Consider the following 14726-nt stretch of genomic DNA (forward strand, 5'->3'; position numbering starts at 1 on the left):
CTCAGGCCCGTTCAGCGAGCGCGGTGAGCCGGGAGACGTGCGCCTCCCAGCCGTCGGCGGGCTCGCCGATGTTGTCGCCGGGGGACCGCAGGCCGACGGTGCCGTCGGCCAGCTCGCGCAGGATGTCGGCCTGCCCCGCGTGCTGGGCCAGATCGCCGAGCGTGTGGACCAGGAGGTGTCCCAGCGTCGTCGCACCCCGGTCGCCCCACCACGGCACGTGCCCGGGAGCGTCCAGCGGCAGCGCGGCCACCGAGGCCCGGACGGCCTCGCCGACGCGCTCATACAACTCGAGCACCCAGGCGACCGTTTCGTCGGCCGCCAGGTACAGGTCCGCGTTCGGGTCGGCGTCGAAGTCGGGCTCCACGATGCCTCGCACCGCGTCGCGGCCGACGCAGGTGACCAGGTAGCCGTGCTCGATGAAGCAGCAGTGCTTGACCAGCCCCGCGAGGTTGGTTCCCGTGGGCGTGCGGGGGAGCCGCGCGGCGCGCTCGTCGAGACCCGCGAGCTTGCCGATCAGGTTGCCGCGGACGACCTCCAGCTCCCGCAGCAGCGACTCCCCGACGCCCATCACGGTCAGAGGGTCAGGCCGAGGCGGTCGAGGAGCGCCTGCAACTGCGGATCGCGGCCGCGGAACCGGCGGTAGGTCTCCATCGGGTCGACGGAGCCGCCGGGCTGCAGCAGGGTGCGGCGGAAGTGCTCGCCGGCCTCGCGGACGCTGCCGGTCTGCTCCTCGAACCACGCAACGGCGTCGGCGTCCATGACCTTCGCCCAGGCGTAGCCGTAGTAGCTGGCCGCGTAGCCGCCGCCCCAGATGTGCGCGAAGTACGAGGTGCGGTAGCGCGGTGGGACCAGCGGGTCGGCCAGGCCGAGCTTCTCCAGCGCCGCGGCCTCGAAGGCCTCCACCTCGTCGGCCGAGGTCGGCAGCTCGTCGAGCGGGGTCGTGTGCCACACCATGTCCAGCAGGGCCGCGATCTCGGTCTCGGCGGTCGCGTAGCCCTGGCCGAACCTGTCGGCCTCCGTGAGGCGGGCGACCCACTCGGCGGGCAGCACGCGGCCGGGCGTCCAGGCCCAGTGCTCGTTGACCTGGCTCGGGAACTCGACGAAGTCCCGCGGGGTGTTCGTCCCGGACCGCGAGGCGTAGCGCGAGTGCGCGAGCAGGCCGTGCAGGGCGTGGCCGAACTCGTGGAACATCGTGATGACGCCGTCCCACGTGATCGTGGTGGTGCCGGGCGTGTAGTTGCAGTTGTTGGTGACCACCGGCAGCGTCTGGTCGCGCAGCGACTGGTCGACGATGTTGCTCATCCACGCCCCGCCGTTCTTGGTGGGGCGCGCCCAGAAGTCCATCACGAAGGCGCCGATGACGCCCTGCTCGTCGTGCACCTCGTAGACCTGGGAGCCGGGGGCGTGCCCGACGAGGTCCTCGCGGAGCACGAAGGTCAGCCCGTACAGCTCCTCGGCCGCGGCGTAGACGGCGGCCAGCACCTTGTCGACCTGCAGGTACTCGCCGAGCTCCGACTCGTCGAACGCGTAGCGCTCCCTCCGGACGATCGCCTCGACAAAGGTCCAGTCGGCGGCGGTGAACTCGGCGCCGGGGTTGAGCTCGGCGTAGCGCGCGGCCAGCACCTTCGCCTCCTCGCGGGCCTTCGCGAGGGCGGCGCGGGCCAGCGGCACCTCCATGGCGAAGATCGCGTCGGTGGTCTTGGCGCAGCCTGCGTCGGCGACCAGCGCGGCGTGGTTCGCGTAGCCCAGCAGGGCGGCGCGCTCGGCGCGCGCCCGCGCGGTGGCGACGACGACCTCGCGGGTGTCGAACTCGCCGCCCAGCGCCCTGCCGGTGGAGGCGGCCAGCAGCCGGGCGCGCACTCCGGCGTCGGTCAGCTTCGCGGCCAGGAACTGCTGCGTGGTGTTGACCAGCTCGATGCGGTAGCCGCCGTCCTCGGTGCGCAGTGCCTCGCGCTCGGCGTCGCCGAGCCCGGCCAGCTCGGCCTCGGTGACGTCGAGGCCGCCGGCGTTGCGGGCACCGCGGTTGAGCACCTCGAAGCGCGTCGAGAGGTTCGCCAGCTCCCTGTTCAGCTCGCGGAGCCGGTCCTGCTGCGCGTCGTCGAGGGTGACGCCCGCGCGGCGGAAGGAGCGCAGCGTCTCGTCGAGCGCGTAGCGGTCCTCCTCGTCGGCGTCGACCTCGCCCGCGTCGATGCGGGCCTGCAGGGACTCGAGGCGCGCGTAGAGGCCGCGGTCGAGGAAGATGGCGTCGTTGTGCTCGGCCAGCAGCGGGGAGAACTCCTCGTCGATCGCGTCGAGCTCGTCGGTCGCGTTGGACGAGCGGACGGCCCAGAACGCGCTCAGTGCGCGGCGGAGCACGGCCTCGGCGTCGTCCCAGGCGCCGAGCACGTTGGCGACGGTGGGCGGCTCGGGGTTGTCACGCAGCGAGACGAGCCCTGTCAGGTGCGAGTCCATGCCCGCCTCGATGGCGGCGCGGTAATCGGCCGCGGTGGCCGCCGCGAAGTCGGGCAGCAGGAAGTCAAGCTCTTCAGTCAGTACCGGGTTCGTCATGGACACTCCTCGAGGGATCGGTGGTGGTGGGCGCGGCCGGCGAGCCGGCCGTGGAGAACAGGAGCCAGGCGGAGGCCGCGGCCACGAGCGTCATCCCCACCATATGCAGGGCGACGATCCAGGCCGGCACCCCCAGGAAGTACTGCGTGTAGCCGATCACGCCCTGCAGCAGGACGGTGCCGAGCAGCAGCCGGGTGGCGTGCGCGGGGCGGCCCGTGCCGTGCAGCAGCCACAGCGACGCGACGGTGCAGGCGACGACCAGCCAGGCGGACAGGCCGTGCAGCCGCGAGACGATCTCGATGTCGAAGCCCGTGCGCACCGCGTCGAGGTCGCCCGCGTGCGGGCCGGAGCCCGTCACGACCGTGCCGACCCAGATCGACAGCATCGAGGAAGCGAACGTCGCGACGACGACGAGGCGCGCCGCCCTGCCGACGGGGGTGGGGACGACGCGGTAGCCGATCCGCAGGGCGAGCACGCACGCCACGATGAGCACGACGGACAGCAGCAGGTGCAGCGCGACCACGAAGGGGTTGAGCCCGGACCACACGGTGATACCGCCGATGACGCCCTGGAACGGGATGCCGATCCCGATGCCCAGCGTCAGGCGCCACAGCGTCGAGCGGCGGCCGCGGTTGACCCAGGCGGCGAAGAACGCGCCGAGCGCGACGGCGATCAGCACGAACGTCAGTGTCCGGTTGCCGAACTCGATCAGCCCGTGAATGCCCGACTCGGGGTGCGGCACGTAGCTCTCATCGGTGCACTTCGGCCACGTGGGGCAGCCGAGGCCCGAGCTCGTGAGCCTGACGATCGCGCCGGTGACGACGATCGCCATGTTGCACACCAGCGACGCCCAGAGCCAGCGCCGCAGCGCCTTCTCCCCGGCGACGAGCTTCTTCACGAGGTCCATCGGAACACCTTCCAGGCGAGGGCCAGGGTTGCGGCGCACCACAGCGCCGCGACGAGGAGGGGCCAGCCGGGGACCGGCCCGACGGCGGCGGCCCGCAGCGTCTCGCCCAGCGCCCCGGTCGGCAGGCACGAGATGACGTGCCCGGCCCAGCCGGGGAAGCGGTCTAGCGGGATGAGGATGCCGAGCGGCATGCCGACCAGGTACAGCAGGTTGGCGATGCCGAGTGTCGCCTCGGGCCTCATCGAGCCGGCGATCGCCAGGCCGAGGCCCGCGAAGGCGCCCATCGACAGCATGGAGACGAGCACCGCCACGACGAGGCCGCCCAGCGTCGGCGTTGGCCGCCAGCCGAGCGCGAGCGCGGCCAGCGCGAGCACTGCCACCTGGCCCAGCGTGATCAGGGAGATCGCGACCCCCTTCCCGGCCAGGATGCCTGGGCGGCCGAGGGGCGTGGCGGCCATCCGCTCCAGCACGTTGTAGCGGCGCTCGAAGCCCGTCGAGATCGCGAGCGTCGTCAGGCAGGAGCTCCACATCACCAGTCCGAGGATCGACGGCGCGGACGTGGTCAGGCCGAGCCCGAGCGTGTCGCCGAACAGCGCCGCGCCGACCAGCACGCCGAGCGGGATCACGATCGCGAGCAGGATCTGCTCGCCGTTGCGCAGTATCAGCCTCGCCTCGGTGCGGGCGTGCGCGAGAACGCGTCGGGTCGCGGGGGCGGCCCCGGGACGGGGCGTGAGGTCGAGCGTGGTCACCTGGCGGCTCCCGTCGTGTGCCGCAGGTAGGCCGTCTCGAGGCTTTCGTCGACCGCGAGCTCGGCGACGGTGCCGCTGGCGGTGACGCGGCCGCCGTCGATGATGTGCACGTGGTCGGCCAGCTGTGCGGCCTCGACCATGTCGTGCGTTGTCAGCAGCACGGCGACGCCGGCGTCGCGGGCCGCGGCGACCAGGTCCCAGGTCAGGCGGCGGGCGCGAGGGTCGAGGCCGGCGGTGGGCTCGTCGAGGAAGACGAGCTCCGGGCGCCCGACCAGCGCGCCGGCCAGGTTGACGGCCTGCTGCTGCCCGCCGGAGAGCCGCCGGTACGGCGTGGACACGAAGGGCGCGATGCCGAGCAGATCGATCAGGTCGTCGACGGGCTGCGGGTTCGCGTACAGCGAAGCCAGGTAGCGCAGCAGCTCGCCTGCCCGAATTCCCGACCAGGCGCCGGTCGACTGGGGCATCACGCCGATCCGGGGGAGCGCCCCGGGGGATCCGGCCGGCATCCCGAGGACCCGCAGGGTTCCCGAATTCGGCTCTGCCAGGCCGGTGCAGCAGCGGATGAAGGTGGTCTTCCCGGCCCCGTTCGGACCCAGCAGGGCAGTGATCCTGCCATCTGCGGCGCTCAGGGTCAGGCCGTCGAGCGCCGTGGTGTGCCCGAACGTCACCGTCAGGTCATGGGCTTCGAGGGCAGTCACGGCCTCAGCCTAGTCGAGGCGACGCCGGACGTGCGCCCACGAGGCGGGTACCTTGTTGCGTAAATGCGGCCTACCGGCCCCTGAGGTAAGGGAACCCTCACTTGAACGCGGCGAACGAATTGGCAACACTTGCATGTGGTAATTGGGTTGACCATGACCCGACCATGCGCGGCTGGAGGTGACCGACATGACTATAGAGCTCCACGCTCCGAACCCGACCCAGGCGGAAGCCGACGTGCCGACCCGTCAGCGCGTCGTGCAGCTGATCCTGAACGACGGTCCGCAGACCGCCAAACAGCTCGCCGACAAGCTCGAGCTGACCCCTGCGGCGATCCGCCGTCACCTCGCTGCGCTCCTCGGCGAGGGGACCCTCGCCTCGAGGGCCGAGCGCGTCTACGGCTCCCGCGGCCGCGGACGCCCGTCGAAGGTGTTCGTGCTGACCGACGAGGGTCGCGCCGAGTTCCGCCAGGCCTACGACGACCTGGCGATCGCCGCGCTGCGTCGCCTCGTCGCCGCCACCGGGCCCACCGCGATCCGCGAGCTGGCCAAGGACCGGCTCGACGAGGTCGAGGCCAGGTTCCGGCAGAACCGCGCCGACCACCCCGACGCCTCGCCGATCGATGCGCTGGTCGAGGCGCTCGCCGTCGACGGGTACGCCCCGTCGGTCAGGCCCGTGGTTTCCGGAAGCCAGCTCCTGCAGCACCACTGCCCGGTTGCCCACGTGGCCGCCGAGTTCCCGGTGTTCTGCGAGGTCGAGACCCTGCTCTTCTCCCGGCTGCTTGACTCCCACGTCCAGCGGCTCGCGACCATCGCCCACGGTGACGGGGTGTGCACCACGCACGTCCCGCGACCCCTTCCGACTCCCCGCATCCCCAAGAGAAAGTAGACGCAGATGACTCAGACAGCTCCCCAGGCGCCCGGGCTGGGCGCCACCCAGGACGAGCACATCGAGGCCCTCTCCAACTACCAGTGGGGTTGGCACGACAAGGACGTGGCCGGTTCGTCGGCCAAGCGCGGCCTGAACGAGGACGTCGTCAACAACATCTCACACATGAAGGACGAGCCGGAGTGGATGCGTGAGCTCCGCCTCAAGGCCTTGCGGCTGTTCGACAAGAAGCCCATGCCGAAGTGGGGCGCCGACCTGACGGACATCGACTTCGACAACATCAAGTACTTCGTGCGCTCCACCGAGAAGCAGGCCCAGACCTGGGAGGACCTGCCCGAGGACATCAAGAACACCTACGACCGGCTCGGCATCCCGGAGGCCGAGAAGGCCCGCCTGGTGGCCGGCGTCGCGGCCCAGTACGAGTCCGAGGTGGTCTACCACAAGATCAACGAGGAGCTCGAGCGTCAGGGCGTCATCTTCCTCGACACCGACACCGCGCTCAAGGAGCACCCGGAGATCTTCCAGGAGTACTTCGGCACCGTCATCCCCGTCGGCGACAACAAGTTCGCGTCGCTCAACACGGCCGTCTGGTCGGGCGGCTCCTTCATCTACGTGCCCAAGGGCGTGCAGGTGTCCATCCCGCTGCAGGCCTACTTCCGCATCAACACGGAGAACATGGGCCAGTTCGAGCGGACGCTGATCATCGTCGACGAGGGGGCCTACGTGCACTACGTCGAGGGCTGCACCGCCCCGATCTACAAGTCGGACTCGCTGCACTCCGCCGTCGTCGAGATCATCGTGAAGAAGGGCGCCCGCTGCCGCTACACGACGATCCAGAACTGGTCGAACAACGTGTACAACCTGGTCACCAAGCGCGCCACCTGCGAGGAGGGCGCGACCATGGAGTGGATCGACGGCAACATCGGTTCCAAGGTCACCATGAAGTACCCCGCCGTCTACCTGATGGGCGAGAACGCGCGCGGCGAGACCCTGTCGATCGCGTTCGCGGGCGAGGGCCAGCACCAGGACACCGGCTCCAAGATGGTGCACTGCGCCCCGCACACCTCCAGCTCGATCATCAGCAAGTCCGTCGCCCGCGCCGGCGGCCGCGCGTCCTACCGCGGCCTCGTGCAGGTCGACCCCGGCGCGAGCTTCTCGTCGTCGTCGGTCAAGTGCGACGCCCTGCTGGTGGACAACGTGTCGCGCTCCGATACCTATCCCTACGTCGACGTGCGCGAGGACGACGTGTCCATGGCGCACGAGGCCACCGTGTCCAAGGTCTCCGACGACCAGCTGTTCTACCTGATGAGCCGCGGCATGGAGGAGGACGAGGCGATGGCGATGATCGTGCGCGGCTTCATCGAGCCCATCGCGCGCGAGCTCCCGATGGAGTACGCCCTGGAGCTGAACCGGCTCATCGAGCTCCAGATGGAAGGCGCGGTCGGCTGACGCCGCCGGCACGACAACGAGATAAGGACAAGGCAACAATTGACTACCGCAACCGTGCCGAACGTCGCTGAGGCGATCGAGACCGTCGAGTCGCACCTGCACCCCACCCCGTCGTGGAGCATCGCTGACCACCCCATGCCCACGGGCCGCGAGGAGATCTGGCGGTTCACCCCCGTCAAGCGCTTTCGGAAGCTGCTCGACGAGACCGCGACCGGCGCCACCCCGAACTGGGCCGAGGCCCTCCCCCAGGGCGTCACCGTCCGCCAGCTGAGCGTCGACGAGGCGCGCGAGCTGTCCGTCGAGGCCCCCGTCGACCGCATCGCCGCGCTGGCCCACGACCTGTCGGGCGGCGCACAGCTGATCGAGGTGCCCGATGACTTCGTCGCGCACGAGCCCATCACGCTGACGCTCGAGGCCGACGGGGGCAACCTCTACGGCCACACCATCATCCGCATCGGTCGCCACGCACAGCTGACGCTGGTCATCGTGCACCGCGGCACCGCTTCCTACGCCGAGAAGACCGACATCCGCGTAGGCGACGGCGCGCAGCTGAATCTCGTGACGCTGCAGGACTGGGAGTCCGACGCGGTGCACGGCGGTCAGCGCTCGCTGAGCATCGGCCGCGACGCCCAGGTCAAGGCGATCACGGCCTCGATGGGCGGCGTCATCCGGCTCCAGGAGAACGCCCGCTACGAGGGCCCGGGCGGCGACCTGCACGCCTACGGCCTGTACTTCGTCGACGGCGGCCAGCACGTCCAGCACCGTCTGTTCGTCGATCACAACCAGCCCAACACCGCCAGCAACGTCGACTACCGCGGCGCGCTGCAGGGCGAGGGCGCGCACTCCGTGTGGATCGGCGACGTGCTGATCCGCAAGGTCGCGCTCGGGATCGAGACCTACGAGGCCAACAAGAACCTCGTGCTCACCGACGGCTGCCAGGCCGACTCCGTGCCGAACCTGGAGATCGAGACCGGCGAGATCGTCGGCGCAGGCCACAGCTCGACCACGGGCCGCTTCGACGACACGCAGCTCTTCTACCTGATGAGCCGCGGCGTCCCGGAGGAGGAGGCGCGTCGCCTGATCGTGCACGGCTTCTTCAACGACATCATCCGCCGGATCGGCGTCGACAGCATCGAGGAGAAACTCCTCGCCCAGGTCGAGCGCGAACTCGAGCTGGTGCACGGCACGACCCGCACGGCGGTCGAGGCGTGAGTTTCCGCACCGTCGCCACCGTCGATGAGCTCCGCGACGACACGCCGCTCGCCTGCGACGTGACGGACGAGCTGACGGTGGCGATCGTGCGGCAGCAGGGCGACCTGTACGCCATCGAGGACGAGTGCAGCCACGGCAAGGTGGCGCTCAGCGAGGGCGACGTGTACGGCTGCAGCATCGAGTGCTACCTGCACGGATCGAGCTTCGACCTGCGCACCGGCGCCCCGCTGAACCCGCCCGCCACGCAGCCCGTTCGCGTGTTTCCCGTCCGTCTCTCGGGCGACGACATCCAGGTCGACCCCGACAACCCACTTTCGTTCTGACATCTAGGAGTACCGCTTACCATGTCCACGCTCGTCATCACCGACCTGCACGCAGACGTCATCACCGAGGAGGGCGACAAGCCGATCCTCAACGGCGTCAACCTCACCATCAACCCCGGTGAGATCCACGCCATCATGGGCCCCAACGGCTCCGGCAAGTCCACGATGGCCTACGCCATCGCCGGGCACCCGAAGTACAAGATCACCTCCGGCTCCGTGAAGCTCGACGGCGTCGAGCTGACCGACCTCACGGTCGACGAGCGCGCCCGCGCCGGCCTGTTCCTGGCCATGCAGTACCCCGTCGAGGTCCCCGGCGTCTCCGTCGCGAACTTCCTGCGCACCGCCAAGACCGCCCTCGCCGGTCAGGCGCCCAAGGTCCGCCACTGGGTCAAGGACGTCGAGTCCGCGCTCGGCCGCATGCAGCTGGACAAGACCTTCGCCGGCCGCTCGGTCAACGAGGGGTTCTCCGGCGGCGAGAAGAAGCGCCACGAGATCGCGCAGCTCGAGCTGCTCAACCCGAAGGCCGCGATCCTCGACGAGACCGACTCCGGCCTCGACATCGACGCGCTGAAGGTCGTCTCCGAGGGCGTGAACCGTTACGCCGGGCAGGGCGACCGCGCCGTCGTGCTCATCACGCACTACACGCGCATCCTGCGCTACATCGAGCCCACCGTCGTGCACGTGTTCGTCGACGGCAAGGTCGTCGAGACCGGCGGCCGTGAGCTCGCCGACAAGCTCGAGGCCGAGGGCTACGAGTCCTACGTCCGCGCCAACGCGGCTGCGGGCGTCTGACCGTCGCCCGGGCCGGGTGGGCCCGCCGATCGGCGGGTCCGCCCGGCACACTCTTCAGACACATCCGAGGTGAGGAATCCCGTGTACGACGTCGAAGCCATCCGGCAGCTCTTCCCGATCCTGCAGCGCAGGGTGGGGGACTACCCGCTGGTCTACCTCGACTCGGCCAACACCTCGCAGAAGCCGCAGCAGGTCGTCGACGCCATCGCCGAGCACTACCTGCAGCACAACGCGAACGTCGCGCGCGCCATGCACCTGCTGGGCGCCGAGGCGACAGGCGCCTTCGAGGGGGCCCGCGCGCAGGTCGCGGCCTTTGTCGGCGCGGCTCGGCCCGAGGAGATCGTCTTCACGAAGAACGCCTCCGAGGCATTGAACCTCGCGGCCAACACCCTCGGCGCGAAGCTCGGCCCCGGCGACGAGATCGTCATCTCGGTCATGGAGCACCACTCGAACATCGTCCCGTGGCAGCTGATCGCCCAGCGCACCGGCGCGACGCTGCGCTGGTTCGATGTCACCGACGAGGGCCGGCTTGACCTCGAGGCCGCCGAGCGCGACGCGCTGATCAACGAGCGCACGAAGGTCGTGTCGCTGACCTGGGTCAGCAATGTCCTCGGCACCCGTAACCCCGTCGCCGACATCGCCGCGCAGGCGCACGCCGTCGGCGCCGTGATGGTGGTCGACGCGTCGCAGGCCGTCCCACACCAGGCCATCGACGTGGCGATGCTGGGCGCCGACCTCGTCGCCTTCACGGGCCACAAGATGTGCGGCCCGACCGGAGTCGGTGTCCTGTGGGGACGCTTCGACCTGCTCGAGTCCCTGCCCCCGTTCCTCGGCGGCGGCGAGATGATCGAGATCGTCGAGATGGAGCGCTCCACCTACGCCGCGCCGCCCGCGCGCTTCGAGGCAGGCACGCCGCCCATCGCGCAGGCCGTCGGGCTGGGCGCCGCCGTCGAGTTCCTGACCGGCATCGGCATGGACGCCATCGAGGCGCACGAGCACGAGATCACCGCCTACGCGCTGGCGAAGCTGACCGCGATCGAGGGGCTCAGCATCCTCGGCCCGACCGAGGCCGTCGAGCGGGGCAGCGCCATCTCCTTCAACCTCGACGGGGTCCATCCGCACGACGTGATGCAGGTCCTGGACTCGCGAGGAGTCGCGATCCGCGGCGGGCACCACTGCGCCAGGCCGCTGCACAGGCGGCTCGGGCACCAGAGCTCGACCCGCGCGTCGAGCTACCTCTACACCACACCCGCCGAGATCGACGCGCTGGCGGACGCGCTAGTGTTCACGCGCGACTACTTCGCGCCGCGACTGGGAGGAGTCAGGTGAACATCGACGAGCTGTACCAGACGATCATCCTCGACCACTACCGCGAGAAGCACCACGCGGGACTGCGTGCCGGCGACGTCGAGGTACACCACGTTAACCCGTCGTGCGGCGACGAGCTGACGCTGCGGGTCAAGGTCGACGGCGACACCATCACCGACATCTCGTACGACGCCGAGGGCTGTTCGATCTCGCAGGCATCCACCTCGGTGATGACCGACCTTCTCATCGGCGGGTCCGTCGAGCACGCGCTCGACCTGCACGACAGGTTCCTGGAGATGATGCAGTCCCAGGGCAGGATCGAACCCGACGAGGACGTCTTCGAGGACGCCATCGCCTTCGCCGGAGTGTCCAAGTTCCCGGCGCGCGTGAAGTGCGCCCTCCTCGGGTGGTCCGCCCTGCGCGACGCCACCCTGCAAGCCACCGCCAAGGAGAAGTGATGTACGACGCTGAACAGCGGCCCAGCGACCTGGTCCGCGACGAACTGCCCGACGTCGACGCCGTCGACGCTACGAAGGCGGCTGCCGTCGCCACCCGCGACGAGATCATCGAGGCGATGAAGGACGTCGTCGACCCCGAGCTGATGGTCAACGTCGTCGATCTCGGTCTGCTGTACGGCTGCCAGGTGGACGAGCAGGGCAACGTCACGCTCGACATGACGCTGACGTCGCCCACCTGCCCCCTGACCGACAAGATCGAGTACGACACCAAGTACGTGCTGGACACGCTGGCCAACTCCGTGACGATCAACTGGGTCTGGCTGCCGCCGTGGACGCTGGAGATGATCACGGAGGACGGCCGCGAGCAGCTGCGCGCCATTGGCTACAACCTCTGATGACCAGGTGAAGGCCGCCCCCGGAGAGTTCCGGCGGGCGGCCTTCGTCGCTGGTGCGCGCCTCGAGGACGTGCTGCGCGCCGGCGGGCTGACGCTGCCCGTCGCTCTGGACCGGTCGGCGGTGCGCGTCGAGGCGCTGGGGGTGGGGGAGAGCTACGCCGCCTGGCTGGTGACCGACGGGCGAGGCTCGCTGGTTTTCCGGCTGCCGCTGCGGCCCGTCGGGGAGCTGCCGCGGGGTATGGCGGCGGAGCTGCGCGCGGCGCCGCTGATCCCGGCGGGCGTCGGTTCGGTGCCGCTCACCGTCGACGAGGGGGCGGACAACGCGCTGGGGCACCCGTACCTGGTGTCGTCGCACGTGGCCGGGCGGCACGTGCCGGCGGGGGAGTGGGACGATGCGTTGCTGGCCCGCCACGCCGGTCAACTGGCGCGCCTGCACCGTCGGCGGTTCCCGGTCGAGGGGACGGACAGGCTGGACCTGGTCGCGGAGTTCGACGCGGGCGCCCAGTGGTGGGCGGCGCATCAGCCGGACGTCGGGGACACGCGTGAGGTGCGGCGCCTGGCTGGTGAGATCCACCGTCGGCTCGTCGACGCGGCGGGGGAGTTCGAGGCGATCACCTACGCGTTTGTGCACGCGGACCTCGTCGCGACCAACGTCGTCGTCGGCGACGACGGGGTGCCGCGGTTCATCGACTGGGAGTGGGCGCGGATCGGCGACGTCGCCAACGACCTGGCCCTGATCGGCGGCACGATCACCGGCGGCCGCTGGTACGTGCCCATGGACGATGCGGCCATCGACCGCTTTATCGGGGCCTACATCGAGGAGTCACGCTCGCTCGGGTCAACGCCCGAGGATCCGGCCAGGCTCCGGGCCCGTCGCGACGCGTGGGAACTGCACGAGAGATTCCAGAACGCCCTGCACTGCCAGGCGCGGTCGCGTGAAGAGGGCGCCGACCCGGCCTATGCCCGGGCGGCGGTACAGCTTCGCCACGGGCTCCGTCAGCGCCTCGGTTTGTAGACGGGCCTTGCCCCCGGTTCTTGGACACGGGGTTGGTTTACGCGGCTTCGGTGAGCGTCAGCGTTGAGGGTCTCGTAGGCGGCTGGTGACTGGTAGCCGCACCATGAGTGGCGTCGACGGGTGTTGTACCTGACGAGCCAGCGGAACACTTCCCGGCGGCAGGTGTCGGCGTCGGGCCAGCAGGCGGCGTCCTGGAGGACCTCGCGTTTCAGGGTCGCGTTGAACGTCTCGGCGAGCGCGTTGTCCGCCGACGTGCCGACAGCGCCCATCGACTGGGTCACGCCGAGCCGGTCACAGAGCCCGGCGTAGTCGCGGCTCGTATAGACCGCGCCGTGGTCGGAGTGGAACACGGCCCCGTCCAGCGTCCCGCGGGTCGCGAGAGCGGCATTGAGCGCGACCACCCCGCCCGAAGCCTGACCAGCTCCGGCTCCGCAGTCTCGTCAGCGGCCCCCGGCGGCGTGGACGACTTCGGCATCAACGGGCTCCTGGTCGGCGTGCCATCAGCGGCAGTTTTCCTTCCCGTGCCGTACAAGTCGAGCCAGTGACGCAACGTCCCCCGCTCGACCCCCAGATCGGCAGCGATGCCACGCACCGTCGCCCCCGGCGTGGACTCGTACAAGTCGACAGCCTGTCGACGGAACTCATCAGAGAAGTTCTTCCGGGCCATAGTTCCTGATCATCTCGCTTCCCCAGCAAATGCTGGATTCAGCATGTCCAAGAACAAGGGGCAGGGCCCGTCATGGCAACAGGGGCGCACTTCACCCGCAGAGAGTCCTTTCCGCTCGACCGCTGCTCCGGTATTTTCCAGGCATAGGCCCACGAGAAGGAGCGACGATGCCAACTCTCACCACGCCCAGCGGCGTCAACCTGCACTACACCGACTCCGGCGGCGACGGTCGACCGCTGGTCCTCATCCATGGCTGGCCTCTGTCCGGCGAGTCGTTCGCGGCGAACATCCCGACGTTCGTCGGTGCCGGCTACCGCGTCGTCACCTACGACCGACGGGGCTTCGGGCAGTCGGACAAGCCGCAGGCGGCCGTCGACTATGACGACCTCGCCGACGACCTGGCCGTCGTACTGGAGGAGCTCGACCTCCGCGACTCTGTCCTCCTCGGGTTCTCGATGGGCGGGGGCGAGGTCGCCCGGTTCCTGGGCAGCCACGACCCGTGGCGCATCGCGGGGGCGATCTTCGCCGGAGCGATCACGCCGGCGCTGTGCATCACCGACGACAACCCCGATGGCGGCATGCCGTTCGATGGCTTCACTGCAATGGCGGAGAGTTGTCGCGACGACCGCGAAGGTTTCCTCGATTCCTTCATCACCACGTTCTTCAGCAACGACGCGGGTATCCAGGTGACCGAGGAGGTTCGCGCGGAGGCGCTGCGGATCGCGCACCAGAGCGATCCGGTCAACGCGGTGGCCTGCATCCTGCTCTGGGCGACGGACCTGCGGCGGGACTGCGAGGCGATCAAGGTCCCGACCCTCGTGGTCCACGGGACACAGGACCAGAACGTGCCCTTCCCACCGTCGGCCGCGCGCATGAAGAAGTACGTCCCGCAGGCCGAGGTGGTGCCGATCGAGGGTGGGCCGCACGGGGCGAACCTGTCGCACAAGGAGGAGTGGGAGAAGGCGATTCTCGACTTCCTGGCCGGGCTGTCCTGAGGCGACCGGTTCGTTCAGCTTGTGGCGGGACAAGGTCAGGGAACCAGCGCAAGGTCAGGGAACCACGGGTCGTTGAGCTTGTAGAAACGCCCTGAGCGGAGCGAAGGGTCGCACCCGAGTCCGGCGCCTCGCTCCGCTCGGCGCCCTTCGACAAGCTCAGGGAACCGGGTTGGGCTCAGGGAACCGGCTCAAGCTCAGGGAACCGGGTTGGGCTCGGGGAACCACGGGTCGTTGAGCTTGTCGAAACGCCCTGAGCGGAGCGAAGGGTCGCATCCGAATTCGCCGCCTCGCTCCGCTCGGCGCCCTTCGACAAGCTCAGGGAACC

The 14726-nt window shown here is 69.7% G+C and carries 15 protein-coding genes and 1 pseudogene; 10 read left to right on the forward strand and 6 right to left on the reverse strand.

The features are described from left to right. Position 1: 1 nt before the first annotated feature. Genes QH948_RS04885 through QH948_RS04905 form a run of 5 tightly spaced genes read right to left on the reverse strand, consistent with a single transcriptional unit; the run spans position 2 to position 4901 of the window. Positions 2-568: a DinB family protein gene (locus tag QH948_RS04885; RefSeq protein WP_281146141.1), complete on the reverse strand. Its 567-nt coding sequence runs from the start codon at positions 566-568 to the stop codon at positions 2-4. A gap of 5 nt (positions 569-573) precedes the next feature. Continuing rightward, positions 574-2547 (reverse strand): M3 family metallopeptidase, encoded by a 1974-nt coding sequence (locus tag QH948_RS04890; protein WP_281145751.1) that lies wholly within the window; start codon positions 2545-2547, stop codon positions 574-576. Next, the gene (locus QH948_RS04895; protein WP_281145752.1) at positions 2525-3454 is read right to left on the reverse strand and encodes a COX15/CtaA family protein; all 930 of its coding nucleotides are present in this window, start codon (positions 3452-3454) and stop codon (positions 2525-2527) included. Before QH948_RS04895 ends, QH948_RS04890 begins: the two co-directional genes overlap by 23 nt. Next, positions 3442-4203 (reverse strand): ABC transporter permease, encoded by a 762-nt coding sequence (locus tag QH948_RS04900; RefSeq protein WP_281145753.1) that lies wholly within the window; start codon positions 4201-4203, stop codon positions 3442-3444. The genes QH948_RS04895 and QH948_RS04900 overlap by 13 nt, the downstream gene beginning before the upstream one ends. Further along, on the reverse strand, positions 4200-4901 hold the full coding sequence (locus QH948_RS04905) for an ABC transporter ATP-binding protein (protein ID WP_281145754.1): 702 nt from the start codon (positions 4899-4901) through the stop codon (positions 4200-4202). Before QH948_RS04905 ends, QH948_RS04900 begins: the two co-directional genes overlap by 4 nt. Before the next feature lie 187 nt (positions 4902-5088). On the opposite strand from QH948_RS04905, the gene QH948_RS04910 reads away from it, so the two are divergent. The 9 genes from QH948_RS04910 (at position 5089) to QH948_RS04950 (ending at position 12739) form a co-directional block, all read left to right on the forward strand. Beyond that, entirely contained in the window at positions 5089-5787 is a 699-nt protein-coding gene (locus QH948_RS04910; RefSeq protein ID WP_281145755.1) for a helix-turn-helix transcriptional regulator, read from the forward strand. A gap of 6 nt (positions 5788-5793) precedes the next feature. Continuing rightward, complete coding sequence (sufB, locus tag QH948_RS04915; RefSeq protein WP_219080414.1) at positions 5794-7236, forward strand: Fe-S cluster assembly protein SufB; 1443 nt, start codon at positions 5794-5796, stop codon at positions 7234-7236. 39 nt (positions 7237-7275) lie between these two features. After that, positions 7276-8448: a Fe-S cluster assembly protein SufD gene (gene sufD / locus QH948_RS04920; protein WP_281145756.1), complete on the forward strand. Its 1173-nt coding sequence runs from the start codon at positions 7276-7278 to the stop codon at positions 8446-8448. After that, positions 8445-8771, forward strand: a complete 327-nt coding sequence (locus tag QH948_RS04925) for a non-heme iron oxygenase ferredoxin subunit (RefSeq protein ID WP_281145757.1) — start codon at positions 8445-8447, stop codon at positions 8769-8771. The genes sufD and QH948_RS04925 overlap by 4 nt, the downstream gene beginning before the upstream one ends. A 21-nt stretch (positions 8772-8792) precedes the next feature. Next, a complete protein-coding gene (gene sufC, locus QH948_RS04930) occupies positions 8793-9563 on the forward strand; it encodes a Fe-S cluster assembly ATPase SufC (RefSeq protein WP_281145758.1) in 771 nt (256 codons plus the stop codon). A gap of 81 nt (positions 9564-9644) precedes the next feature. Next, positions 9645-10892 carry a cysteine desulfurase gene (locus QH948_RS04935; protein ID WP_281145759.1) on the forward strand — a complete coding sequence of 416 codons (1248 nt, stop codon included), beginning with the start codon at positions 9645-9647 and terminating at the stop codon, positions 10890-10892. Next, on the forward strand, positions 10889-11329 hold the full coding sequence (gene sufU, locus QH948_RS04940; RefSeq protein WP_281145760.1) for a Fe-S cluster assembly sulfur transfer protein SufU: 441 nt from the start codon (positions 10889-10891) through the stop codon (positions 11327-11329). Before QH948_RS04935 ends, sufU begins: the two co-directional genes overlap by 4 nt. A 44-nt stretch (positions 11330-11373) precedes the next feature. Then, the gene (locus QH948_RS04945) at positions 11374-11724 is read left to right on the forward strand and encodes a metal-sulfur cluster assembly factor (RefSeq protein ID WP_281146142.1); all 351 of its coding nucleotides are present in this window, start codon (positions 11374-11376) and stop codon (positions 11722-11724) included. A 7-nt stretch (positions 11725-11731) separates the two neighbouring features. Beyond that, positions 11732-12739 carry an aminoglycoside phosphotransferase family protein gene (locus QH948_RS04950; RefSeq protein WP_281145761.1) on the forward strand — a complete coding sequence of 336 codons (1008 nt, stop codon included), beginning with the start codon at positions 11732-11734 and terminating at the stop codon, positions 12737-12739. Here the strand turns inward: QH948_RS04950 and QH948_RS04955 are convergent. Next, positions 12721-13406 (reverse strand): annotated as a pseudogene (locus QH948_RS04955) (integrase core domain-containing protein). The gene QH948_RS04950 and the pseudogene QH948_RS04955 sit on opposite strands and share 19 nt — an antisense overlap. Before the next feature lie 167 nt (positions 13407-13573). Here QH948_RS04955 and QH948_RS04960 point away from each other — a divergent pair. After that, positions 13574-14401 carry an alpha/beta fold hydrolase gene (locus QH948_RS04960; RefSeq protein ID WP_281145762.1) on the forward strand — a complete coding sequence of 276 codons (828 nt, stop codon included), beginning with the start codon at positions 13574-13576 and terminating at the stop codon, positions 14399-14401. Positions 14402-14726 lie beyond the last annotated feature (325 nt).

The organism is Tessaracoccus lacteus, from assembly GCF_029917005.1.
GTDB classification, from domain to species: Bacteria; Actinomycetota; Actinomycetes; order Propionibacteriales; family Propionibacteriaceae; genus Arachnia; species Arachnia lactea.

Coding starts and splice junctions, on each gene's coding strand:
- QH948_RS04885 (WP_281146141.1), bottom strand. CDS start 568: ATGGGCGTCGGGGAGTCGCTGCTGCGGGAGCTGGAGGTCGTCCGCGGC.
- QH948_RS04890 (WP_281145751.1), bottom strand. CDS start 2,547: ATGACGAACCCGGTACTGACTGAAGAGCTTGACTTCCTGCTGCCCGAC.
- QH948_RS04895 (WP_281145752.1), bottom strand. CDS start 3,454: ATGGACCTCGTGAAGAAGCTCGTCGCCGGGGAGAAGGCGCTGCGGCGC.
- QH948_RS04910 (WP_281145755.1), top strand. CDS start 5,089: ATGACTATAGAGCTCCACGCTCCGAACCCGACCCAGGCGGAAGCCGAC.
- sufB (WP_219080414.1), top strand. CDS start 5,794: ATGACTCAGACAGCTCCCCAGGCGCCCGGGCTGGGCGCCACCCAGGAC.
- sufC (WP_281145758.1), top strand. CDS start 8,793: ATGTCCACGCTCGTCATCACCGACCTGCACGCAGACGTCATCACCGAG.
- QH948_RS04960 (WP_281145762.1), top strand. CDS start 13,574: ATGCCAACTCTCACCACGCCCAGCGGCGTCAACCTGCACTACACCGAC.